The following is a 23,393-nucleotide window of genomic DNA, read 5'->3' on the forward strand; positions in this document are numbered from 1 at the left end:
GCTCGCCTGTGTTTACGCAGATGCCCGACCCGCTAAGGTATGCCCAGGCGTTGTTTGAGCGTTACGCCCTGCTGGCCGGCATGACCAATCGCGACCGTCTGTTGAGCGGCCTTGTGGAAGCGGTAGCACTGCTTAGCGAATCCCAACTCAGCCAGCTCTACCTGCTGGACGATACCCATACGCGTCTTACCCTCTGCGCTGAGTACTGTGAGGGTGAGCTGCAGCCCCTGAGATCTGCCAGTGTACCCAGCGACTACACCGATGCTCACCTGCTGCAATACTGCCTGTGCCAGGACCAGACGCTCAGTCTGGCGTCATTGGAAAGTAGCCTGTTCGTCACCGACTTTCTGCCAACAGCAAGCAAAGCCTGGCGGAGCCTGCTGTGCCTGCCGTTGAAAAACGATCAAGGCCATGTGATCGGCTTGCTGCTCTGGGCCAGTCAACGCATAGGGGAGATGAAACATTACAGCGACTCCCTGGGCCACCTCGGCAATTTTGTCGTGACCCAGCTGCAGATGTTGCAAAACCTGCGCTCACGCCCGATTGACGAACCTCAAGCCAGCCTTGCCACCAAGGCAATTCCCCGCGGCTACGGGTTGATCGGTGACAGTCCGCCCATGCGCTCTGTCTATCAGCTGATTGGCAAGGTATTGCATACCCCGGTCAGTGTCCTGGTGACCGGCGAAACCGGTACAGGTAAGGAATTGGTTGCACGGGCCATTCATGATTGCGGGTCCCGGCGCAGCCAGAACTTTGTGGTGCAAAACTGCGCATCAATACCCGACAACCTGCTCGAGTCCGAGCTGTTCGGCTATCGCAAGGGTGCTTTCAGTGGCGCCGATACCGATCGGCCAGGCCTGTTCGATGCGGCTGACGGCGGCACGCTGTTTCTCGACGAGATCGGTGATATGCCGTTATCTCTGCAGGCAAAATTGTTGCGCGTACTCCAGGAGGGCGAGGTACGGCCGCTGGGGAGCATGAAGACCCACAAGGTGAATGTGCGGATTATTGCCGCCACGCATTGCGACCTCAGAAGCAGAGCCGAACGCGGCTTGTTCCGCGAAGACCTGTTTTACCGCCTGGCCAGTTTTCCAATCGAACTGCCACCACTACGTGATCGAGGCAATGACATTCTGCATCTGGCCCGTCATTTCTCCGCCAACGCCTGCGCCTTTCTTGATCGACCTGCCTACCGCTGGACCGACCCCGCCCTGGAGCAACTGGCCGCCTATACGTTTCCGGGTAACGTCCGCGAATTGAAAGGGCTGGTCGAACGGGCAGTGCTGCTCTGTGAAGGAAATGAGTTGCTTGCCGAACACTTCAATCTCGATATCAGCCCCACCAGTAACGTCCGATTAACCCTGCGCGAGCGGATGGAAAGGGTTGAGCGCAACCTGTTGGTCGATTGCCTGCGCAAGAACCTCGGCAACCAGACAAGCGCAGCTAACGAGCTCGGACTGCCACGTCGCACCCTGTTGTATCGCATGCAACGCCTGAACATCAGTCCTGCCGAGCTGAAGCTCGCGAGGGAAAAGCTGCATGCCCAGTCTGCTACCTGATCACCCAAACCTGGCAGTAACCGCCATACCGTACCCGAGGAAAACCATATGAAGTACGCAACGCTGTGGTCCACCGCCCTGCTCATGCTCGCCATAAATCTGGGCGGCTGTTCAGCGAATCATAAATTCAATGATGACGAGTACCGCCCCCTGGGTGAACCCAAAGCAACGCGTGACGAATGAACGCAAGGAGCACTGCAGCATGGAACTGATAATGGATCTGGTCGGTCAGCCGCAATTCGTCACCAACTCGCCTGTGAGTAAGACGTTCAGGCAAGCTGGCGGCATGATTGGCCGGTCAGAGGAATGCGATTGGGTCATCCCCGATCGCAAGCGTGTGGTCTCCAGCCGCCACGCGGAGGTGAGCTTTCAGGAAGGCTCGTTCTATCTGACCGATACCAGCAGCAACGGCATCCTGCTCAAGGCTACCAATACACCGCTCCCCAAGGGTAAACCACAGCGCATCGAACATGGCGCTCTGTATTCCTTTGGCGAATTCGATATCCGCGCACGGATTATCCAGGACCCGGCTGTATTCAGTCAGGACTTCGGCAAGCCGCAGCACGCTGGCAGCATCATTCCTGATGACGCCTTTCTCGACCTTGACCCACTTGCCGCCCTTGATCAGCAGGAGCAGCTCTATGCCCAATCAGAGGAGCTGGATCTGCTGAATGACCATAGCGGTCGAGAGAGCTCACAACCCGAGGATCATGCACGCGTCGATATGGTCAACCTGACCGTGCCGGAACTGATAGAGCCTCCCAAGCCCCCTACTCGACCTCGCCCAGCCCCGGCATCGATTCCCGAGCACATGGCCGACACATTCTGGACTCAGTTCAGTGAAGCGCTGGGTATTCCGCTGGACGATATGGACGAAGCCCAGCGCCAGGCAATGGCGCTGCGCTGCGCCCGGCTGCTGCGTCAGAGCGTAGGGAGTTTGCAGCAGAGTTTGCGTAACCGTAACGAGCTCAAGACAGAACTCAAGCTGGCCAACACGAGCACTGAGAGCGCCAGCAATAATCCACTGTCGTTCAGCGCTAGCGCCAATCAGGCTCTGAACGCGATGTTGCGCCCCGGCGTAGCCCGGCAGATGCCGCCGGAGCAAGCGGTCAACCGGGCTTATCGCGACTTGCAGGCTCATCAGGTTGCACTAGTTGCGGCTAGCCGGGCAGCGGTCAAGGGCATTCTCGAACACCTTTCCCCGGAGCAGTTGACCCTGCGGTTTGAGCGCGAAAGTAAATCCCGCATAAGCACAGCAGGTGGTCGATGGCGTGCCTATACCAAGCTGTACCAGTCCCTGCAACGTGAAAACGACTGGAGTCAAACACTGTTCACCCGTGATTTCGTAACAGCCTACGAAGAACAGATTCGCCTGATCGCGACTCTCAACACCGACCTTCAAGGATGATCCACATGACACCCTCTAGCGTAGTAGCGCTCGGTATCTGCCTGCTTGCCTTGGCAGGTTGCTCGACCCTCTCCCCGTACTCGGATCTGACCAAACTCGATCTGACCCTTGAGGGCAGCGCCGAACTCAACCCGGACCTCAGTGGCCGACCTTCACCCATTGTGTTGCGCTTAATGGCGCTCAAGCACCCTGTCGCCTTCGAGAACTCAGACTTCTTCTCCCTTTATCAGCGCCCCCGCGAGGCCCTGGCCCCGGACCTGCTTACTGTGGAGGAGCTGGAGCTACGTCCGGGCGAAATCCGTGAACTGAAACTCTCTGTGGAAGAAGGCACACGTTATGTCGGCGTCGTAGCGGCCTACCGAAATCTGCCAGAAACCAGTTGGCGGTTTGTAATACCAGTCGAAGAACAAGAGGCCACACAGATAGCGCTCTCTCTGGACGACAAGGGTATCCGGGAACTCCCTGCAGCAGAGCATGACAAGCGCAAGGACAGGGACTGAACCATGGGTAATCAGAAAGTTGTCTGGCAGGAAGGAATGCTCCTGCGCCCGCAGCATTTTCAGCAGAGTGATCGTTACCACGATCATCAACTCAAGGCTCGCACCTGCCGCTTGAACCGCTTTGGTTGGGGATTTTTCCATCTGGAAATCGATACCCAATTTCTTGGCATGGGTAAGCTGGTCATCAGTGAGGCTAGCGGCGTTCTGCCCGATGGCAGCCTGTTCGAGATCGGCAACGGGCGAGAGCCGCTGGCCATGGACGTGCCCCCCAATACCAGTAATACCCCTGTCTATCTGGCGTTACCTCTGGTCACTGGCAATCACGTCGAAACCCGGCGCATGGAACAACGCGACGTGCTCGCCCGCTTCACCGCCCAGGAGATTCAGGTGGCCGACTCCAATGCCGGAGACAGCAGCAGCGGCCAGGTAAGCTGCGGACTGCCCGACTTTCGACTTCTGTTAGGCGAGCAGCACAACGAGAACGCTTATGTGAAGCTCAGGGTCTGTAATGTGCTGGACACCACACCCGACGGCGTGACCAGTCTGGATCCGGAGTATGTGCCCGCCTGGCTATATTTTCATTCCAGCGCCTTTCTCCAATCGTGTCTAACCGAGGTGATCAGCATGCTAGCTCACCGCGGCGACATCCTGGCAGAACGTATCCGCGCCACCGGCAAAGTTAACGGTGCCGAAGTCGGCGACTTCATGATGCTGCAATTGATTAACCGCTTCGAACCGATACTCCGGCACCTTCAGAGCGTTGACCAGCTACACCCAGAGCACGTGTATCGCGAATTTCTTGGCTTGCTCGGTGAACTCTCGACCTTTGCCAGCGAGAGCAAACGCCCTCGCCTGGATAGCCGCTACCAGCATAACGATCTGGGCCAGAGTTTCCGGAAGTTGATGGAAGCCATACGCGAGGTTCTATCCATGGTGTTGGAACAGCACGCCGTGGAGCTTGCCCTTCAACAACGCCAATATGGCATCCAGGTCGCACCGTTGCAGGATCACAAACTGCTCGGCAGTGCATCCTTCGTGCTGGCGGCGAGCGCCGATTGCGATTCTGAAGAGCTGCGCCGCCGACTGCCCTCGCATCTGAAAATCGGACCGGTAGAACGCATACGCCAACTGGTCAACCTGCATCTGCCGGGTATCAAGGTCAAGCCGCTGCCGGTCGCACCGCGCCAGATCCCCTTCCATTCGGGCAAAACCTATTTCGCATTGGATCTCAGTGCCGAAGAGCTATCCCAACTGGAGCGCTCAGGCGGTTTCGCCTTCCACGTGTCCGGGGACTTCTCCGGGCTTGAGCTAACTTTCTGGGCCATCAGGAGTTGAACGCATGATCAGGGAAATGGAATACAGCCAGGACGACCACACTGTCATCCTTAATCGCCATGGAAGCGCACCGGCCCAGAGCTCGCTTACTGACTTCGCCCCCCCTCCCCAGACGCTCGACAAGCTCGAAGAGCGTATGGTGTATGCCGCTCGCCTGCGGCCTACCGAGGACGTGAACCTGGGGATCAACCCACTGGTTTCAGTTGCCTCAGCGCTGCTTTCGGAGATTGTGCGGCTACAACAGAGCTACGAGCACGAGGATCTTTACATCCTCAAGGATCGCCTGACGTCCGAAATCAAGCGCTTCGAGCACCGCGCCCTGCAAGAGGGCGCCGAAAGCAGCCAGGTCATGGCCGCACGTTACGTGCTTTGCACCGCACTGGATGAAGCCGTGGTCACCACCCCCTGGGGCAATGAAAGTCAGTGGTCGCAGATGAGCATGCTCAGCAGCTTTCACAACGGGACGTTCGGCGGCGAGAAGTTTTTTCAGCTGCTGGAGCGACTGTCTCGAGACCCAGTGAAGCACCTGCCCATGCTTGAGCTTATGTACATCTGCATGTCCCTGGGGTTCGAGGGCAAATACCGCGTACTACCGAGGGGCATGCTGGAACTGGAGAGTATTCGCGACAGCCTGTATCGCCAGATTCGACAGCTCAGGGGTGACGTGCCTCGGGATATCTCGCCCCACTGGGAAGGCCTGCGTGAAAACCGACGTCGCCTGGTGCGCATTATCCCCTGGTGGCTGATCACGCTTTTTACCCTGATCTGCCTCGGTGTGATCTACGGGGTATTCACCTGGATGCTCAATGAAGAGCGCGCAAGTGCCATCGCCCCGTTCGAAGAAAGTCTGCGAACAAACCAGAGCATCGACAGAACAGCACCAGCGGCTGATTCCAATGCCTTGTCAGGGATGAACTGAAATGAAGAACTTTTTTATCAATGTAGGGCGGTTTTTCCGGCGCAACTGGGTATGGAGCCTGTGTCTGGTCCTTGTTTTGGCCTTGCTGGTCTGGTTTGTCGGTCCTTTGCTTGCGGTTAATGATCACCGATTCTGGGCGTCATCGAGCAGCCGCCTGCTGACCATCAGTCTGCTGTTTCTGACCTGGGGTCTGACGATGGTATTTGTCAGTTGGCGCGCCAATGTACGCAAGAAAGCCGACGAAGAGGACGAAGATTATCAAGAACGCCAGCAACGTGAGGAGCTGTTGATCGAGGAACATCTCGCGCTGCACAGCCGCTTCCGCGATGCGCTGCGCACCCTGCGGCGATCCAGCCTTTATAGCGGACACAGCGACCGCCGCCGGCGGGAGCTTCCCTGGTACCTCGTGCTGGGTCCGGAGGGCGCAGGTAAAACCAGCCTGTTAGACTTTTCCGGCCTGGAATTCCCCCTCAACAAGGGCGACAAGCAGCGCCTCACCCGGGATGTCAGCAGTACACATTATGCCGATTGGTACTTTGCCGAGCATGCAATTCTGATCGACACCGCTGGCCGCTATCTTACCCATGATAACCCCCAGGTGGACGCTGCCGGCTGGCAGAGCCTGCTGGGATTGCTCCGCAAGCGTCGTCCGCGACCTCTCAACGGCATCCTCATCACCATTCCGGCTGGCATGTTGATGCAAGGTTCGGAACTGGAGCTGGAGACCCTGGCCCGCCAGACCCGTCAGCGACTGCACGATATCAACCAGCGTCTGGGTGCCGATGTCCCGGTCTACCTGGTCATCAGTAAAGCCGACGAACTGGCAGGCTTTAATGAGTTCTTCGATCAGATGTCGCGGGAGGAAAGCGATCAGGTTCTCGGTGTCAGCTTCCGTAAGGGCCAGAACAGCACGGACGTGCAGGTCGTACGCCAGGAATTCGAAGAGCTGATGCATCGCCTTAACAGCCAGGTAGTGATGCGCATGCATCAGGAGCGCGACACCCAGCGCCGTGGGCGCATTCTTGATTTCCCGCTGCGCCTCGGCCAGATCGAAGAGCGGCTGGGTTTGTTCATCGAGCTGGCCTTCTCCGGTAATCGCTACCAGAGAGCCAGCCAGCTACGCGGCTTCTACCTTACCAGCGCGCCCCAGGTCGTCGATAGTACGCGAGTTCAGCACGGATCCCTGGGGCAGGCACCGAGCAAGGCTCGTGGCAGCTTACCCGCATTCCATGCCAGCCACGGACGCTTCATCCACAACCTGCTTAGCCGCGTCATTTTTCCGGAGTCGGACCTGGCCGGCCTTGATCAGCGAGAGGTGCGCCGTATCAATTGGGGACAACGGACCTTGTATACCGCCGCACTGGGCTGCCTGATCATACTCGGCGTGGTATGGGGCAACAGCTTTTCCAGCAACCATAAGGGACTAGAGCGTTTGCAGAATATTGGTCAGGCCCTGAACAGCCACAAAAGTCTGCTCGGTGAGGAAGACGACGCACTGGGTATCCTGCAGGCCCTGGATATCAGCTATGCCGCTAACAAGATATTCCCACCCCAGGACCAGGTCGCATGGACCCGACGCGGAGGGTTGTATCAGGGTGAGATAGTCGCTCCAGCTTTGCATGCCGCCTATCGCGAGGATCTGGAGCGTTTGCTCTTGAACCGTGTCGGCCTGCAACTGGAACAACAGATTATCGACAATCTCGCCAACCGCGAGAGTCTGCTGGGAAGTCTGCGCGCCTACCTGATGCTGAATATGGAAGATCGCCGGGATCCCGTATTTCTGCAGGACTGGATGGCTCGGGACTGGTCGCTTCGCTACAGTGGTAATACCGAAGCACAGCAAGGCCTCAATCAACATTTTGCCCGGCTGCTCAGCGACGATTTCACAGCCTATGCGCTGGATGACAACCTGGTAGCCAATGCGCGGGCAGAACTGCGCAGCGAGTCGCTTGCAACTGTGGTCTACCGCATGATGCGAGAACAGGCTGCCAGCCTGCCCGATTATCGGCTAGCTCAGCACATGGGACCCCAGGCTTCCCTGCTGACCAGCAATGACAACATCATTCCCGGCTTCTTCACCCGTGATGGCTACAGTCAGACATTCATGGCCGAGGGAGGCGAGTTGGTTCGCGAAATCCTGAGGGACAACTGGGTACTCGGGGAGAGCGATGAGCTAAGCGTGGCTGACCTCAACCGCCTGATGGTCGAAATGGAACAACTGTACTTCGAAGATTATGCCGAGCGCTGGTCCGACGCTCTCTCCCGTTTACATATCCAGTCTCTGGGTAGCGCAGACGACGGCGCTAAACAACTGACCGGCCTTACTGCAGCAAGCTCACCTTTACTGATGCTGCTCACTCAGGTGCGCGAAAACACCCTGCTCGCGGGTATGCTGGACTCTGATGTATCGGCCAAGGATCTGACCGGCGCAGCTCAGTCTGCCGGAGTGTCGTTGGGACGCAAAGGCCGCCTGGCGGCCATGGCCGCCGAGGAAGTGCAGTCGGCGGCGGCGCAAAGTCTGCCAGCCAACGCACGCAAGAACCTACAGCGTCAGTTCGAGCCATTGCATCGTTTACTCGATGAACAGGGCGCACCCGGTCCTGAACTGACCAGTACGATGCAGGCACTGGACGGACTGAAACAGCAGCTGACCACGCTGGCTCAGGCCAGCGTACCTGAACAGGCCGCTTTCAAGATGGCCAAGGCGCGGATGGAAGGTCGCCGCGACGCTATCAACCAGCTGCGCGTCAGCTCCAGTAACCTGCCCCAACCCATCGGGGCCTGGATGGAAAACCTGGCCGAAGATAGCTGGATGCTGGTATTGGGTGACGCCTACACCTATCTCAATCAGCGCTATCGCAGTGAACTCTTTAACTCCTACAGCAACTCCCTTGGCGAACGCTATCCGTTCGTAACCGAGAGCGAAAGCGATGTGGTATTGGCGGATTTCCGCGAATTCTTCAGAGAACAAGGCACAGCTGACGCGTTTTTCGATAGCTACCTGAAAGCCTTCGTAACCGACAATAGCGGTGCATTCAGTCTGCGCTGGGTGGATGGACGCGCCCTACCCCTCTCGCGTGAGTTCCTGGCCCAGATGGACAAGTTGCAAACCATTCGCCGCAGCTTCTTTGCCGAGAACCCCAACGAGCCACAGATTCTTTTCAAGCTCGAGCCGCACTCCCTTGACTCCAGCCTGGGGCGTGCCAGCTTCCGGTTCGGGGCCCAGAGCATGGAATATCGTCACGGCCCGATCATCCAGACATCGTTCCGCTGGCCAGCAGACAACGGCGAGGGCCGAACCAGTCTGACCGTGGAAGATCTGGGTGGGCGGCGCGTCGGTATCGAGCAGAATACTGGGCCCTGGTCGCTGTTCCGCCTGCTCGACATGATGGAGGTCGCACATCATTCAGATCGAGATGTATTGATGCTCAAAGCTAATCTCGGCGGCTTGCGGGCCAATTATCTGCTGCACAGCCAGCGTTCGCCGAACCCCTTCGACCTGAGTCTGCTGCGCAACTTTAGTCTCCCGGCCCGCCTTTGATGACTCAGATAAAGACTTACTGGCAGAGCGCGGCGCGTACCGATCGGGGCAAAGTACGCGCACGTAACGAGGATGCCGTGCTAGCGCTCCCCGAGCGGGGTCTCTGGCTCGTCGCTGATGGCATGGGCGGGCACCAGAACGGCGCGCTCGCCAGTCGCCTGATTGTGGAAGAAATCGTCGAGCTGCCCATGTGTGGCGGCCTTGATGATCGACTGCTGGATATCCGCGACTGCCTGTATCGAGTCAACCGTCTACTTGGCCATGAGATCACCATGACCGCGGACAGGCCTGACAGCATCATGGGCAGCACAGTGGTGATCTTGCTCGCTCAGGGTGAGCGCGCGATCTGCGTCTGGGCCGGGGACAGCCGTTGCTATCTCTGGCGTAGTGGCAAGCTGTATCAGTTGTCGCGGGACCACTGTCTGATGCAGGAGTTGATTCATGAACAGCAAATAAGCCCCGACGAGGCCGCCAGCCATCCCTCAGCCAGGGCACTGACCCGGGCGGTGGGTGCCAGCGACGATCTGATGCTGGATATCGTCGACTTCACCATCTACCCCGGAGACACGCTGATGCTATGCAGTGATGGGCTCTATCAGGATCTGTCCCGCGACGATATCAGCCAAGCTCTCAGCCTGGAGTCGACCGAGCGCGCGTTGCAAAGGTTATTTCGTCAGGCCCTCGGCGGCGCCGCCCGCGACAATATCAGTGCCATCGTAATCCGCCCATGAGAACTTCGGAGCCCCTATGATCGAGTCCGCTCAACAGCCCTCTTCCGTCCTCACCCGATTGGCCGAAAGCCATAAGAACCCGGCAGCGAATGACAAGGCCATGCGTGCACGCGAATTGCCCGACCTACTCTGCAAACGCTACAAGATCGAACGCCTGCTCGGGGTCGGCGGAATGGGAGCCGTCTATCGCGCACAGGATCTGCTGCGCGAACAATACGGCGATCCCGATCCCTACGTTGCAATCAAGACGCTTAATGAAGAGTTTGCCGAGTATCCCGATGCCAATGCGTTGTTGTACACCGAATTTGCCCTGACCAGCCGGTTGCGCCATAGCAATGTGATCCGTCTGTACGCCTTCGATATCGACCCGGACAGCCAGCGCGCATTCATTACCATGGAGCAACTGAAAGGCCCCACACTGGACCAGCTACTTGAGCAGCATCCCGATGGCCTACCCTGGCTGGAGTTTCGCAGCATTGCACTACCGCTGCTGGAGGCTCTGGTCTGCGCCCATGACATGGGTGTGCTGCATGGCGACCTAAAACCCAGCAACGTGATACTCGCCCGCGACGGACTCAGGTTATTCGACTTCGGCCTTGGCCAACCGGTCAAAGGTCTTCTCAACAGCTTGCCTCGCCTGAGCCGCAAGCGGATTGCCGCCTGGACTCCTCGCTACGCCGCACTGGAATTACTCAACGGTGAACCCCTGACTACCAGTTCGGACATTTATGGTATGGCCTGCATACTCTACGAACTGTCCAGCGGGCTGCACCCTTACAGCCGCCTGACCGCCAAACAGGCGAAGGTCATGGAACAGGACAAGACCCTGCAGAAACCAGCGAAACTGCCAGCCCATTGCTGGCCAGCGCTGCGCACTGCTCTGGCCTTCGACAAAGAGGACCGGGAGATCGATGCTCAGGTCCTGCTGGACGCCTTTGCCGCGCCACAACCGGGTTTGCTCAAACGCATCATCAGGCGTCGCTCAGCTTAGAGTGATCAGCGTCTACGGCTGAATGTGGCGACCACTGATGTTGATTCAATGTTCCATTCAGGCACGATATCCGGCCATGGCCAGACCCGATTGCCGTCACGATCACTACCCCGCGACCTACCTCCCCCGTCATCCTCGCGAACGCGGGGATCCAAGAGGTCTCTCCTCCGGCGCGAACTCTTGTGTATACCTGAGCCTCAGAATGGATTCCCGCGTGCGCGGGAATGACGGGATAGGGGGAGCGCGGGAATGAGGAGGGAGGGAGTTAAGGCGGTGACTTGCTCGGGGACTCTGCAACTACCAGGTGAGTCGGGAGGGAATGAAGAGGTAGGTGGACTCAGGAATGGCAGGGAGCGGTGTCGGCCGCTCCCGTCATGTGTCTGGCCTAGTGGCCGCCCTCTTCGCGCATCATGGTCAGAATCTGGCGCTCCATGGCGGCATATTCGGGGTGGCTGCGCAGATCTTCTCGAGTGTTCACAGTACCGCTGGCTTTGAAGGGTGGATGAAGAATGGTCTTTACCCTCCCCGGATGACGCGAGAGAAACACAATCTGGTCGCCCAGCAGCAGCGCTTCCTCCACATCATGGGTCACCATCACCACGGTCATGCGTTCCTTGCGGATCACATCCAGCAGCAGCTCCTGCATCTGCCAGCGCGTCTCCGCATCCAGTGCGCCGAAGGGTTCATCCATCAGCAGCACCTTGGGTGTATTGGCCAAGGCCCGCGCCAGGGCGACACGTTGGCGCATACCCCCCGACAACTGGTGCGGATAAACATCAGCAAAGGCGCTGAGCCCTACCCGCTCCAGAAAGTAATCCACGGTACCTTCCTGCATGGCCAATACATCGCCATTCACCCGCAGGCCATAGGCAACGTTGTCACGCACCTTGAGCCATGGAAACGAGGTATAGCCCTGAAAGACCATACCCCGATCCCGATGCGGACCACGCACCGGTTCATCACCAAGGCTTACCTGCCCGCTGGATGGCCGCTCCAGCCCGGCCATCATCCGTAGCACAGTGGACTTGCCGCAACCGGACGGCCCAAGAAGAACGCACACCTCGCGTACCGGCACATCAAAGCTGACCCCTTCCACAGCCACCACCTGGCGACCATGGTCGGAGAACACCTTGCCTAGTTCGCGTACCTGCAAACCCTGATGACCTGCTTCAAGCTGCATGGCCGTTGCGCTCATTCTGCCTCCAGAGCCGCCTTCAGCGGAGCCAACTCCACACCCGTGGTCCAGTCGTGCTTGCCGTCAGCCAGCCCGAACTTCTGCCACCAGGCGTTAGTGGTATCCAAGTGCTCGACAATCTGGCCATTGGTCATGCCCAGGGGCAGCTCGCCCTCGGTCACGCCCATAAATCGACCAGCCTGCTCCTTGTCGAATACCATGATGCCGCCCTTGTAGATATCGCCATCAGAACCGATCACCATTTCCACATCGCTGACATCAAACTGGATAGCCTCGGCAATAATGCGGTTACCTTCCTCGGGATTGGCCTTCCAGAAATCCACCGCCTTGAAGTACGCGTCCATCGCCAGATTGGCTGCCTCGGGACGTTCACTCAAAAATGCCGAGCTCATGTACATGCCATCACCCAGCAGGGCCGTGCTGATCCAATCGCCCTGGCTGGAATCAGCCACTACGCGCGCACCGGGCATGTTTGCGAGCAACTGGCTACCAAAGGGTTCCCAGAGTTCAACAGCGCTGACGCTGCCACCCAGCATGGCACCAACGGCTTCATCCATGATCACGTTAACGAATTCCACCTGGTCGATGGCCACGCCGTTCTGTTCCAGCCAGATACCCATAAAGATTTGCGTGAGGCCACCCTCCATAACGGCGATCTTCTTGCCTACCAGATCCTGTGCATTCTCGATGCCCGGCGCGAGGATGATCTTGTCCGTGCCATAGGAAGGGTTGGTGTAGGTCACCAGCTTCACCGGTACATCCTTGTCCACCGCAATCGGGCCGTATTCGACCGTGCTCGAGGTGATGTCCAGTTGCCCGGCGCTCATCAGCGCGAAGCTCTCGTAGGGGTCCTCGATAATGCTGATATTCAGATCCAGGTCAGGTACCAGGTTCTTCTCCTTGGCGATAAACCAGAAGCCATACCCCGGCCAGGAGAACAGTGACACATTGACCTGCTCCTTTGCCTGAACCACCCCCGCCGCACACATCAGCGCCGCGCCCAGTACACAGCCCTTGGCTGCCCTGCTCAAGTCACTCAATTGCATGGTCGTTCTCCTAGTTGAAAAAATCCTAACCCAAAACCAAGATGGATCCCCGCCTTCGCGGGGATGACGGCGGGATAGCCGAGGCCCTCCCTGCTAATTCCCCCGCTGCCGCAAATACGGAAACATCAACCAGTGCAACCCGCGAAAGGCCAGATCACACAACAGCCCCAGCACCCCAATCACCACAATGCCCGCCATGATGTCGTCCACGTGCACAAAGCGCCGGGCGCGCATCATCATCGCGCCGATGCCATCGGTGGCCGCGACGATTTCGGCGATCACCAGATATGTCCAGCTCACCGCCAGCATCTGCCGGCAGGTATCGACAATTCCGGGCATCGCTGCCGGCATCACCACCGTCCAGAGAATCACCCGCCGTGGCGCTCCCAGGGTCTTGGAGGTCTCGATAAAGTCGGTCGGCACCTGCCGCACCACATCGCTGATCAGGGTGATCAGAAACCACACCACACCCAGAATCAGCAGCATCACCTTTTGTTCGTCACCGGTGCCCAGCCACATCAGCAGCAAGGGAATAAAGGCCGGTGCGGGCAGATAACGGAAGGCGGACACCAGCGGATTGAAGAACGCCGACACCACCGGAAAGGCCCCCATCAACACCCCAAGCGGCAGCGCAATGGCCAGCGCCACCGCAAAGCTGATACCGATACGCCGCAGACTGCTCCACACATCGGCAATGAATCCCTTCTCGAAAAACAATTCGCGCAGCGCCTCCAGAACCTGCAACGGCCCTGGGAACAGAGGGCTTGCCTGGCCATCAGCCGTAGCCGCTACATGCCACAACAGCACAAAACTCACCCACGCCAGCACCCCCAGTGCCAGTTTCAGGCCGGGGGTCACCGGCTGCTTGAAATCGAAATGCTCACCTACCGCAGCCAGAAACTCCCGCATCAAATCCTCCTCAGAATGCCGTCAGAAACGACAGGGCATTCACGCCCACCGCCTGACCATCACGCACGCTTTCGCGAACATCTACAGTGCCGTACTCCTCCGCCAGCACTCGCTCTACCCGGTGCTGGTGAAAGCTCTTGAGCTGTCCCCACACGCCCAGCTGCTGCGGGCACTCGCCCTTGTAGATCTCCTGATGAAAAGCCGGTAGTCGGTACCAGGCCATATTCGGCTTGGTGTGATGGGCGTTGTGATAGGAGAAATTCAGCGCCAGCAGATTCACCCACGGCAAGCGCTCGGAGAGCAGGTTGCTGTAGGTATTGGTCTCTTCGTACTCGCGGTTACCCTTGTACGGCGGCTTCTGGTCCGGCGTATCCAGGGTGTAGAAGATCTCGTAATTGTGCTGAAAACTGTCCATAAAGCGCAGGAACGTCAGGAACAGGCAGTACGCCAACGCATATCCCAACGCAGCCCAAGGGGCGAACCAGAGCACCAGGGCAAACAGGGTGAATCGAATCAGCGTCACGCGAATTACCCGACCGCGTTGGGCACGTTTGCTCTCGTAGATGAAGGGCGCAGCGATCAGCATCGCATGCATCAGCAACTCCACCGCCGGGATGTAACACCACTCCAGCGCGCGCACCGCCTTATGCAGACGCGGCCGCGCCAGCAACCAGGCGCGATAGTCGAAGGCCACCGGCTCGCAGTTATCCACATGATGGCGCATGTGCTTGTAACGCATGTCCTCATAGGTGCCGTAATGCGATCCGGTAATCACATTCATGCAGCGGCCGAGCACCGTGTTGTGCTCCACCTTGCGGCACAGTGCATTGTGGCCGCAGTCGTGAAGCAGATAGGCCGCAATCACCATGCCGTGGGCCACCGCCAAAATGCCCAGCGGTACACTCCACCAGGCCTGCAACAACAGCAGCGCCCAGCCACCGATATAGGTCAGCAGCACATAACCGATAGCCAGCGTGTTGGGCACCATGCCCTCGTCCCGCCAGATACTCTTGTAAACCTGCATTGCCAATGCCTCCTGTTGAAATGTGGGGTGATTACCGCTCCAAAAACCGATCCCGCTGCCGCAACGCAACCCACCGATTCATCTCCCACAAGTCCGCGATCGGCATGCCGGTAAACGGCAGTTTGTGCAGATAGCCATCCGGGCCGAACTCGGGGGTCATGGTGGTGTTCTTGTAGCCCTGGCGGGCCTGGGCGTTCCAGATCGCATCCCAGCAGCGCTCGTGAGACGCCAGTGCCTCTGCATACTCCGGCGCCCGCGGATGCGGCACCTGCGGTCCCTGGTCGTAGCCCACCCGGCTATGAATGTGATGGGCCTGCTCGGCCACCTCGATGATGGTATCCATCTCGCTGTCCATCAGCCGCTCGCAGACCACCACCCAATGGCTGAAATCACAGGTAATGCGCAACTGCGGCAATGCGCGCAGCACGTCGCGAGTCACCCAGGGATTGAAGAAGGAGCGACCGCGATGGGTCTCGAAGCTGCACAGCACGCCATGCTTTTCAGCCAGGGCATGGGCGCGGCGGAAGAAATCGATCTGCACGTCCAGCGGCCAGGCGTCGCAGCCGCCCATCACATTGCAGAAGCGCGGCTTGAGCAGCAGACTGCGCTCGATCTTGGCCTCAAGCGACGCCAGATGGTCTTCAGGGGTAGCGTGGCGGTCCGGTACGTAACTGCCTGTGGTGCAGATCTCGGCCACATAATCCAGACCATGGGTTGCCAGTACGCTGGCAAATGCATCCAGTTCTGCATCGTCATGGGGCGCAGGCGCCTCAATCCCGGCAAACCCGGCATCGACCGCAAGCAAGGCTGCTGCCTCAACAGAGCCCTCGTGCCCCCACAAGGTCTTGAATAAATCCAACTGCATAGCGCCTCCCCCGGCAAATTCATCGACCAGTATCAAAGCAATCGCCATGCCATATAGGTGCAACTTTGCATAGGTTACTGTTTTACATGCCAATCGGCATGTATACAGAAACAGAGAGGTCGCGACATCGAGGGAATCCTGCACCAGCTCGGAGCAGCCCGCACCACAACGTACCCGATGATTGCACGCCGCAGCACAATCAAGCCTAATACGGGAAACAGATCAGCAGGCTCGCAGGATGACCAAGCGCTACACCCTATCCCACCGCACCAAGGCCGCTGAGGCGATCTTCGTCATCGACAGCTTCTGGGCGCACATCTTTGCCGACACTGGTGTGAGCGATCTCAACTACTGCGATCTGTTCACCCAGATGTGGCTCAAACGCAAGGGACCGCCGCCTGCCAAAACGGATCTATACGCGCTGATGCCGAATATCAGCCGCCGCACCGCCGTCAAATATGTACAGAACGCCATAGACCGCGGGATGCTCGCCGAACAGGAATGCAACACCGACCGCCGCCTGCGCCTGGTCACCCTCACCCCCGCCGCAGCCAGCAAGGTAGAGCGCTTTCTGGATCATACGTGCAGTAGTTTCAGTGAGGTGGGGAAATAAAGCGCAGACAAGGCGAGCTTTAACTGTTTTGACACCAAACACGCACCATGTAATTATTTTGAATAAATATTAATGGTTTTGGTGGCAATCATGGGTGATCTGGTTGGTTATGCGTGGATTCAGCAAACGTTCGGCATCGAGCTTTGCCAGCCGCTGGTGACGGTCAGCACCATTGGGCCATCGAGAAAAACGATCGAAACAGACAGCGCCACCAGCGAGACGTATCAGAGTCACTACAAGCCTGAAGACACCTTATCGGGCCATCTAACCTTTGCACTTAAACGCGAGCCATTGAGTCTTGAGCTACTGTCTCGCTTGTTCAACCTGCTCGACCCGGCTCAGTTGATCGCCTGGATTCACGCCGAACCAACCGGTCAGTATGCTCGCAGAGCCTGCTTTCTCTACGAGTGGCTGACGGACAGAGAGCTCGATCACCCGGGAGTGACTCAGGGAAATTACGTCAGCCTTCTCGACGACAAGAGGTACCTGCTAGCCTCCTCGGTAACAAAAAACCCCAGGTGGCGCATCAACGATAACCTGCCCGGGGATAGGTATTTTTGTCCAATAGTTCGCAAAACTGATCCAATAAAAAGCATCGAGTCATACGACATCGCTTCGGCCATCGACGACCTCGGAGCCGAATTTGGTCAGGAAATTCTTTTGAAAAGCGCTGTGTGGCTGACCATCAGAGAGAGCAGATCAAGTTTTGCCATTGAGCACGAACAAAATGAAACAGATCGCATCAGGCGCTTTGCCAGCGTAATGGAAGATCAATGCGGGAGACTGGATGATCCATTTTTGCCCGCAACCCTTGTCAGTCTGCAAAAAGAGATTCTGGGTCCGAATTCGCTATCTTATGGCGTGCGCCGGTCCCCGGTCATGGTCGGGGAGACACGGGCATACGACAACATCATTCACTATCTTGCGCCACATTGGGATGACCTCCCTCGCATGCTGCAGGGCCTGGCGGCTTTTGAGCACAAGACACGAGGGCAGAGCCCCCTGCTACGCGCTGCTGTCCTCTCCTTCGGGTTTGTGTACATACACCCCATGTCGGATGGCAACGGCAGGATATCCCGGTTCTTCATCAACGACTGCCTGCGTCGCGACGGAGCGCTTGCGTACCCCTATATCCTGCCTGCCTCTGTGGTCATGCAGGACAAGTCATTCCGGCCGCTCAACTATGATCAGGCACTGGAGGTATTCTCCAGACCACTGATGCGAGCCATCAGAAATGACATACATTCTGATCCCGGAAATACCATGTACGGAGCCGACGGTATTCCTTACGACATTCAGTTTTCCAGATACGTTGAAACCAACAGCGCTTGGCGATACATCGACCTGACCCGACAGACAGAGTATCTGGGAAAGGTGATAAAACAGACCATTGAATCTGAAATGCGGGCAGAAGCAAAAACCCTGAAGTCCCATGCCACCGTCCGACTCGAGATCAAAAGCATCATAGAAGGGCCTGATGCTGTAATAGATCGGATAATCCGTTCGATCCGTCAATCAAACGGAGTGGTTTCGAATAAGCTCAGGAAAGAATATCCGCTACTGGAAGATGTCGAGATCGCCAGCAGCGTCATCGAGGCAGTCAAACGTCACATGCCATGGTAGTAGCGGTCGCCCGACCGCGAAGCAGAATGCACGGCGGCCCAGCCCATTCGCGACGGGGCCGTCGCTCCCACAAAAATCCTACCCTTTGGGGTTAAATCCCCCCAATAGCCTCAACCAGCTTGGCCGTCTCACGCTCCATCAGCACCTCATCCCCGCGGCTTTCGACGTTCAGGCGAATCACCGGCTCGGTATTCGAGGCACGTAGATTGAAACGCCAATCCGCATAGCAGATGCTGACCCCATCGGTATGATCCACGTCCAGCGCAGCCGGCGCGTAGCGTTCTTCGATGGCCTTGAGCACAGTAGGCGCATCACTGACCGTCAGGTTGATCTCGCCGGAAGACGGGAACCGCGCAATGCGCTCGTCCACCAGTTCGGACATCGGCTTACCCTTCACGCACAGCAGCTCCGCCACCAGCAACCACGGGATCATGCCGCTATCGCAATAGGCGAAATTACGGAAATAATGGTGCGCGCTCATTTCGCCGCCGTAGGCTGCATCTTCTTCACGCATGCGCTGCTTGATAAAGGCATGCCCGGCTTTGGTCTGTACCGCCACCCCACCGTTTTCCTCAACCTGCTCCACGGTATTCCAGACCAGACGCGGATCGTGCACGATCTTGGCGCCCGCCTCTTTCTGCAGGAAGGCTTCTGCCAGCAGACCAACAATGTAGTAGCCCTCGATAAACCGGCCCTGCTCATCAAACAGGAAGCACCGGTCGAAATCACCGTCCCAGGCAATACCCATATCAGCACCGTGCTTGAGCACTGCGTCGCTGGTCAGACTGCGGTTCTCGATCAGGATCGGGTTGGGAATACCATTAGGGAAAGTGCCGTCCGGCTCGTGGCAGATCTTGATCAGCTCCACCGGAATGTTCAGCTTCTTGAAGGCCGCTTCCACGGCATCAATTGCCGGGCCTGCAGCGCCATTACCAGCGTTAACCAGCAGCTTCAGCGGGGTAAAGTTGGCCGGTTCGATGTAGCCCATCAGATGTTCAACGTAATCAGCACGGGTATCCACATGCTTGTAGCTGCCACGCTTGTCATCCGGTACAGACGGATCACGACCATCAACCAAGTCGAACGTCATGCCTTCAGCCAGGGTGCGGATCTCCTTCAAGCCCGTATCGGCGGAAATAGGCCGCGAGCCCTCGCGTACCAGTTTCAAGCCATTGTAATCGATCGGATTGTGCGATGCCGTCACCTCGATCCCGCCATCGACGCCCAGGTGGAAGGTAGCGAAATATACCTCTTCCGTGCCGGCCAGACCCAGATCCAGCACATCGACGCCCTCGTCACGCAGGCCATTGGTCAATGCCGTTTTCAGAGCCTCGGAGCTCTCACGCACATCACCGCCCAGGACGATCTGCTTGGGCTTGAGCCACTGGGCAAAAGCGCGGGCGATACGATAGGAGACGTTTTCATCCAGTTGCGTGCCAAGTTGGCCACGGATGTCATAGGCTTTGAAACAGGTGATCTCAGACATAAAATTCCATATAAGATTGATTAATCCATCGCGCCGCAACGACGCTCCCAGCAGGGCGCAAGTGTAACACTGCCAAACCCCGGTAATGCTGTACCCCAAAGTCAAAATGGATTCCCGCCTTCGCCCTCCTCCCCGTCATCCTCGCGAATGCGGGGATCCAAGCGGTATCTCAAACTGCACACTGACCCAGCAACAATCCATGAGGCCTAATGGATTCCCGCCTGCGCGGGAATGACGGGGGTGGGGCTGGACTTCCGAGTGCGCCCGCCACCTCGTCATCCTCGCGAACGCGGAGATCCAAGCGGTGCCTCAGACTGCACACTGACCCCTCGACAATCCATGAGGCCTTGAGGATTCCCGACTGCGCGGGAATGCCGCGGTTGAGGTTCCCGTGTTCCCCTGCCACCTCGTCATCCTCGCGAATGCGGGGATCCATTCTGACTTTGGGTTACCCCCGCAATATCCGCCTCACCAACCCCGCCGTAGAGCCATCGGTCTCACCACACTCGGCCCCACGTAATCGCGCCAGCGTATCCACCGCAATTTTCTTGCCCATCTCAACCCCCCACTGATCGAACGGGTTGATCTGCCATATCACCGACTGTACGAATACCTTGTGCTCATAAAGCGCAATCAGCGCACCCATACTCCGTGGCGTTAATTCATCCAGCAGTAGCGTCGTACTCGGCTGGTTGCCACGGTAGCGCTTGTTCGCCGTCAGGCTCTCGGGATCGGTCAGTGCCGCATCACCCAATGCCAGCAAGCGTGATTGCGCAAGGCAATTTGCCAGAGCCAGCTCGTGTTGGGCCGCCAGCTCAGGCGCCGCGTCATCATCCCGCTTTTCCTGGTAACGACGGGTCGGCATGATGAAATCGCAGGTCACCGCTTCGGTCCCCTGGTGCAGCAGTTGGTAAAACGCATGCTGCGCATTCGGCCCCACGTTGCCCCACAGGATCGGACAGGTTGCCCAGGTCACCGTCTCGCCACTGCGCGTCACGCTCTTGCCGTTGGATTCCATCTCCAACTGTTCGAGATAATGCGGTAGCTCCTTCATCCGCCCGTCATAGGGCAGAATCGCATGGGCGTTAATCCCCAGGATGTTGGTATTCCACACCCCTACCATACCCATCAGCACCGGCAAGTTATCCAGCCAGGGCGTATTCCGAAAATGCTCATCCATCTCATGGGCGCCGGCGAGCAGTTCGCGGAAGCCATCCATGCCGATACCTAATGCAATCGGCAGGCCAATCGCCGACCAAAGGGAGTAACGGCCGCCCACCCAATCCCAAAGGCGCATCTGATTCTGCTGGGCCACGCCCCATTCAGTCATCTTATCGACAGCAGAAGATACGCCCAGAAAATGACAATCCAACAATCCCTGGCGATTACCCAGTTGCCGTTGCAACCAATGTCGCGCCGTCTCTGCATTGCTCAGGGTATCGATAGTAGAGAAGGACTTGGACGAGATAACAAATAGCGTCGAATGCGCACTCACCCGCCCAAGCAACTGTGAAATCTGGCTGCCATCCATTGTCGATGCAAAGTGTACCCGCAGAGGAGAAGCGGTGGATTTGCGCGAATCAGCCAATGCTTCGGTCATCATCAGGGGGCCGAGATCAGATCCCCCCACCCCGATGTTTATCACATCGGTAATGACTTCCCCCGTAGCACCGCGCCACTGCCCTGCCCTGATCTGGTTCACGATGGCTTCCATGCGGTCGAGTTCGGTATGCACCCGCGCAACCACATCTACCCCATCTACCTGGCAACGGGCCTGAGCCGGCAAGCGCAGCGCCCAGTGCATCGCCGCGCGGCCCTCGCTGCAGTTGACGTGCTCGCCAGCAAACAGTCGCGCTATCCAGCCATCCAAATCCTGTTCGCGCGCCACATCCACAAGATGTTGCAGGGTTTCTTCATTTATACGTTGCTTGGACAGATCCAGCACCAGAGGTCCACATTCCCGGGTAAGACGCTCAAAGCGCTGCGAGTCCGCGGCAAATAGGTCAGCCAGGTGCCTTTCACGCAAATTGTCGCCATGCGCCAATAAAGCCTGCCAGCCCGCGGAGGCAGGCACACCCTTGGGAATACCAACACTCATCAGCGCCGCCCTATGCCGTAGTACTCGAAACCGCTTTCCTTCATGAACGAAGGATCCCAGACGTTACGACCATCCAACAGAACCGGTGTATTCATTACTGCCTTGAGCAGCGCGAGATCGGGACTCCAATACACCTTCCACTCGGTCACCAGCATCAATGCATCAGCCCCGTCGGCTGCCGCATAGGGGTCATCATGCAGCACCAGGTCATCGCGCTCGCCCGCCCACTCGGCCAACGCAGGCAGCGCGCGCGGGTCATGCACGTGCACTTCAACACCCTGGGCCCAGAGCGCCTCAAGCAGTTTGAGAGAGGGGGCATTATCAATACGGGTAGAAGTCGGCTTGAAGGCCACGCCCCACATCGCCACCTTGCGCCCGCGCAGATGCGTACCGTAGCGATCCCAGAGCTTGCGAAACAGCACCTCTTTTTGCCGCTCATTAATATGCAGCACCTCATCCAGCAGCTGCGGCTGCATACCACTGTGCTGCAGAGTGCTCGCCAGGCTCATCACGTCGCGGGAAAAGCTCTGGCCGCCAAAACCACAACCAGGATAAAGGTAGGCATCACCAATACGCTTGTCAGCGCCCATACCCTGGCGCACCCGGTCGATATCCACTGCCAGATTATCCGCCAGGTTGGCCATATCATTCATATAGCTGATGCGGGTCGCCAGCATGCCGTTGATCGCCAACTTGGTGAATTCCGCCTCCCGAGGCAGCATCAGCATTACTGCATCCCGGCGGCGATTGAACGGCCGCAGCAACTCATAAACCAACCGCTGCGCCCACTCCTCATGGGTACCCAGCAACCAGTGGTCGGCACGCATAAAACCTTCGAGCGCAACGCCCTCGGTCAGCAGATCAGGCAGACTGACAGCCGCACAGGTATTGTCAGTATTAGTGCAACGCCGTTCCAGACTGACCTGCAGCGCTTCAGTACTTCCTACCGGAAACGTCGACTGATTAACCACCAACCAGTCCCGCTTCGGCAGCAAGGGCAGCTCGTCCATTATCGAGTGCGCCCTGTCGAGGGCATCGGGGCTCAAGGCGAGCCATAACACGGTGCTTTTATTACCAGGCGGCTCATTCAAACCGGCAAATTGCAAACGCTGAGCGTCCATCTGCATAACAATCAGATCAGACAGACCTGGCTCCTGGTATGGACACTCCCCAAGACGCAGACGCTCAGCTAGCGCCGGTTCAGACACATGCAGGCACACCCGATTGCCGCTGGAAGCGAGCGCCGCTGCACTTACCAGGGCGCAAAGAGTATCGCCATATACATCAAGATCCATGCTCAGTACCTGTCGTTAACAAAACGCACTAACTCGCGCATCGCCTGCCTCGAAATAGCGCAGCCAGAGGTCACAATATAGCCCGTGCCTTGCCCTGGCGCCTCTCGCCAACCAACAAAGCATAACCATCTCCCCCTGCAACCTACTCATAACCAATGAAACAGAAGCAAAAAAAATCACCCTAATACGCGACCTTAGCCAAGTCATCCAAATTTCATCTTAACTCGGCACCCTTAGTCGGCGTAGAATGTGCAT

General features: G+C 57.9%; 19 protein-coding genes. 11 read left to right on the forward strand and 8 right to left on the reverse strand.

Annotated elements, in window-relative coordinates:
- The first annotated feature begins 8 nt into the window (after window positions 1-8).
- Genes AAC076_RS13315 through AAC076_RS13355 form a run of 9 tightly spaced genes read left to right on the forward strand, consistent with a single transcriptional unit; the run spans window position 9 to window position 10,984 of the window.
- A complete protein-coding gene (locus tag AAC076_RS13315; protein WP_339846550.1) occupies window positions 9-1,559 on the forward strand; it encodes a sigma 54-interacting transcriptional regulator in 1,551 nt (516 codons plus the stop codon).
- A gap of 48 nt (window positions 1,560-1,607) precedes the next feature.
- Entirely contained in the window at window positions 1,608-1,742 is a 135-nt protein-coding gene (locus tag AAC076_RS13320; protein ID WP_339846476.1) for a type VI secretion protein, read from the forward strand.
- 19 nt (window positions 1,743-1,761) lie between these two features.
- The gene (gene tagH, locus AAC076_RS13325; RefSeq protein ID WP_339846478.1) at window positions 1,762-2,967 is read left to right on the forward strand and encodes a type VI secretion system-associated FHA domain protein TagH; all 1,206 of its coding nucleotides are present in this window, start codon (window positions 1,762-1,764) and stop codon (window positions 2,965-2,967) included.
- A 5-nt stretch (window positions 2,968-2,972) separates the two neighbouring features.
- Window positions 2,973-3,467 (forward strand): type VI secretion system lipoprotein TssJ, encoded by a 495-nt coding sequence (gene tssJ, locus AAC076_RS13330; protein WP_339846480.1) that lies wholly within the window; start codon window positions 2,973-2,975, stop codon window positions 3,465-3,467.
- A gap of 3 nt (window positions 3,468-3,470) precedes the next feature.
- Window positions 3,471-4,802 (forward strand): type VI secretion system baseplate subunit TssK, encoded by a 1,332-nt coding sequence (gene tssK, locus AAC076_RS13335; RefSeq protein ID WP_339846482.1) that lies wholly within the window; start codon window positions 3,471-3,473, stop codon window positions 4,800-4,802.
- A 4-nt stretch (window positions 4,803-4,806) separates the two neighbouring features.
- Window positions 4,807-5,721, forward strand: a complete 915-nt coding sequence (gene icmH / locus AAC076_RS13340) for a type IVB secretion system protein IcmH/DotU (RefSeq protein ID WP_339846484.1) — start codon at window positions 4,807-4,809, stop codon at window positions 5,719-5,721.
- A 1-nt stretch (window position 5,722) separates the two neighbouring features.
- The gene (gene tssM / locus AAC076_RS13345) at window positions 5,723-9,262 is read left to right on the forward strand and encodes a type VI secretion system membrane subunit TssM (RefSeq protein WP_339846487.1); all 3,540 of its coding nucleotides are present in this window, start codon (window positions 5,723-5,725) and stop codon (window positions 9,260-9,262) included.
- Window positions 9,262-9,993 carry a PP2C family serine/threonine-protein phosphatase gene (locus tag AAC076_RS13350; RefSeq protein ID WP_339846489.1) on the forward strand — a complete coding sequence of 244 codons (732 nt, stop codon included), beginning with the start codon at window positions 9,262-9,264 and terminating at the stop codon, window positions 9,991-9,993. The genes tssM and AAC076_RS13350 overlap by 1 nt, the downstream gene beginning before the upstream one ends.
- A 16-nt stretch (window positions 9,994-10,009) precedes the next feature.
- Window positions 10,010-10,984 carry a serine/threonine-protein kinase gene (locus AAC076_RS13355; RefSeq protein WP_339846492.1) on the forward strand — a complete coding sequence of 325 codons (975 nt, stop codon included), beginning with the start codon at window positions 10,010-10,012 and terminating at the stop codon, window positions 10,982-10,984.
- 385 nt (window positions 10,985-11,369) lie between these two features.
- Here the strand turns inward: AAC076_RS13355 and AAC076_RS13360 are convergent, their stop codons facing one another.
- The 5 genes from AAC076_RS13360 to AAC076_RS13380 all read right to left on the reverse strand — a co-directional run bounded on the left by AAC076_RS13360 (window position 11,370) and on the right by AAC076_RS13380 (window position 16,023).
- Window positions 11,370-12,179 carry an ABC transporter ATP-binding protein gene (locus tag AAC076_RS13360; protein ID WP_339846494.1) on the reverse strand — a complete coding sequence of 270 codons (810 nt, stop codon included), beginning with the start codon at window positions 12,177-12,179 and terminating at the stop codon, window positions 11,370-11,372.
- On the reverse strand, window positions 12,176-13,225 hold the full coding sequence (locus AAC076_RS13365; RefSeq protein ID WP_339846497.1) for an ABC transporter substrate-binding protein: 1,050 nt from the start codon (window positions 13,223-13,225) through the stop codon (window positions 12,176-12,178). The genes AAC076_RS13360 and AAC076_RS13365 overlap by 4 nt, the downstream gene beginning before the upstream one ends.
- Window positions 13,226-13,318: 93 nt before the next feature.
- The gene (locus AAC076_RS13370; protein WP_339846500.1) at window positions 13,319-14,134 is read right to left on the reverse strand and encodes an ABC transporter permease; all 816 of its coding nucleotides are present in this window, start codon (window positions 14,132-14,134) and stop codon (window positions 13,319-13,321) included.
- A 10-nt stretch (window positions 14,135-14,144) separates the two neighbouring features.
- Complete coding sequence (locus AAC076_RS13375; protein WP_339846501.1) at window positions 14,145-15,158, reverse strand: fatty acid desaturase; 1,014 nt, start codon at window positions 15,156-15,158, stop codon at window positions 14,145-14,147.
- A gap of 31 nt (window positions 15,159-15,189) precedes the next feature.
- A complete protein-coding gene (locus AAC076_RS13380; RefSeq protein ID WP_339846503.1) occupies window positions 15,190-16,023 on the reverse strand; it encodes a TIM barrel protein in 834 nt (277 codons plus the stop codon).
- 238 nt (window positions 16,024-16,261) lie between these two features.
- Between AAC076_RS13380 and AAC076_RS13385 the strand changes: the two genes are divergently transcribed.
- The gene (locus AAC076_RS13385; protein ID WP_339846505.1) at window positions 16,262-16,636 is read left to right on the forward strand and encodes a hypothetical protein; all 375 of its coding nucleotides are present in this window, start codon (window positions 16,262-16,264) and stop codon (window positions 16,634-16,636) included.
- A 90-nt stretch (window positions 16,637-16,726) separates the two neighbouring features.
- Window positions 16,727-18,259, forward strand: coding sequence for a Fic family protein (locus AAC076_RS13390; protein WP_339846506.1), 1,533 nt, complete (start codon window positions 16,727-16,729; stop codon window positions 18,257-18,259).
- 91 nt (window positions 18,260-18,350) lie between these two features.
- Here AAC076_RS13390 and AAC076_RS13395 read toward each other — a convergent pair whose 3' ends face one another.
- The 3 genes from AAC076_RS13395 to AAC076_RS13405 all read right to left on the reverse strand — a co-directional run bounded on the left by AAC076_RS13395 (window position 18,351) and on the right by AAC076_RS13405 (window position 23,138).
- Window positions 18,351-19,745: a phosphomannomutase CpsG gene (locus AAC076_RS13395; RefSeq protein WP_339846508.1), complete on the reverse strand. Its 1,395-nt coding sequence runs from the start codon at window positions 19,743-19,745 to the stop codon at window positions 18,351-18,353.
- Window positions 19,746-20,193: 448 nt separating this feature from the next.
- Window positions 20,194-21,843: a glucose-6-phosphate isomerase gene (gene pgi, locus AAC076_RS13400; protein ID WP_339846510.1), complete on the reverse strand. Its 1,650-nt coding sequence runs from the start codon at window positions 21,841-21,843 to the stop codon at window positions 20,194-20,196.
- Window positions 21,843-23,138, reverse strand: a complete 1,296-nt coding sequence (locus tag AAC076_RS13405) for a nucleotide sugar dehydrogenase (protein WP_339846513.1) — start codon at window positions 23,136-23,138, stop codon at window positions 21,843-21,845. The genes pgi and AAC076_RS13405 overlap by 1 nt, the downstream gene beginning before the upstream one ends.
- Between the last annotated feature and the right edge of the window lie 255 nt (window positions 23,139-23,393).

This window comes from uncultured Halopseudomonas sp., assembly GCF_963977355.1.
GTDB lineage: Bacteria > Pseudomonadota > Gammaproteobacteria > Pseudomonadales > Pseudomonadaceae > Halopseudomonas.

What these genes read in the sequence shown, in the direction of transcription:
- icmH (WP_339846484.1), top strand. Translation starts at nt 4,807, where the DNA reads ATGATCAGGGAAATGGAATACAGCCAGGACGACCACACTGTCATCCTT.
- AAC076_RS13405 (WP_339846513.1), bottom strand. Translation starts at nt 23,138, where the DNA reads ATGGATCTTGATGTATATGGCGATACTCTTTGCGCCCTGGTAAGTGCA.
- tssM (WP_339846487.1), top strand. Translation starts at nt 5,723, where the DNA reads ATGAAGAACTTTTTTATCAATGTAGGGCGGTTTTTCCGGCGCAACTGG.
- tssJ (WP_339846480.1), top strand. Translation starts at nt 2,973, where the DNA reads ATGACACCCTCTAGCGTAGTAGCGCTCGGTATCTGCCTGCTTGCCTTG.
- AAC076_RS13355 (WP_339846492.1), top strand. Translation starts at nt 10,010, where the DNA reads ATGATCGAGTCCGCTCAACAGCCCTCTTCCGTCCTCACCCGATTGGCC.
- AAC076_RS13375 (WP_339846501.1), bottom strand. Translation starts at nt 15,158, where the DNA reads ATGCAGGTTTACAAGAGTATCTGGCGGGACGAGGGCATGGTGCCCAAC.
- AAC076_RS13370 (WP_339846500.1), bottom strand. Translation starts at nt 14,134, where the DNA reads ATGCGGGAGTTTCTGGCTGCGGTAGGTGAGCATTTCGATTTCAAGCAG.
- tssK (WP_339846482.1), top strand. Translation starts at nt 3,471, where the DNA reads ATGGGTAATCAGAAAGTTGTCTGGCAGGAAGGAATGCTCCTGCGCCCG.
- AAC076_RS13350 (WP_339846489.1), top strand. Translation starts at nt 9,262, where the DNA reads ATGACTCAGATAAAGACTTACTGGCAGAGCGCGGCGCGTACCGATCGG.
- AAC076_RS13385 (WP_339846505.1), top strand. Translation starts at nt 16,262, where the DNA reads ATGACCAAGCGCTACACCCTATCCCACCGCACCAAGGCCGCTGAGGCG.
- AAC076_RS13390 (WP_339846506.1), top strand. Translation starts at nt 16,727, where the DNA reads ATGGGTGATCTGGTTGGTTATGCGTGGATTCAGCAAACGTTCGGCATC.
- AAC076_RS13320 (WP_339846476.1), top strand. Translation starts at nt 1,608, where the DNA reads ATGAAGTACGCAACGCTGTGGTCCACCGCCCTGCTCATGCTCGCCATA.
- tagH (WP_339846478.1), top strand. Translation starts at nt 1,762, where the DNA reads ATGGAACTGATAATGGATCTGGTCGGTCAGCCGCAATTCGTCACCAAC.
- pgi (WP_339846510.1), bottom strand. Translation starts at nt 21,843, where the DNA reads ATGAGTGTTGGTATTCCCAAGGGTGTGCCTGCCTCCGCGGGCTGGCAG.
- AAC076_RS13365 (WP_339846497.1), bottom strand. Translation starts at nt 13,225, where the DNA reads ATGCAATTGAGTGACTTGAGCAGGGCAGCCAAGGGCTGTGTACTGGGC.
- AAC076_RS13360 (WP_339846494.1), bottom strand. Translation starts at nt 12,179, where the DNA reads ATGAGCGCAACGGCCATGCAGCTTGAAGCAGGTCATCAGGGTTTGCAG.
- AAC076_RS13380 (WP_339846503.1), bottom strand. Translation starts at nt 16,023, where the DNA reads ATGCAGTTGGATTTATTCAAGACCTTGTGGGGGCACGAGGGCTCTGTT.
- AAC076_RS13395 (WP_339846508.1), bottom strand. Translation starts at nt 19,745, where the DNA reads ATGTCTGAGATCACCTGTTTCAAAGCCTATGACATCCGTGGCCAACTT.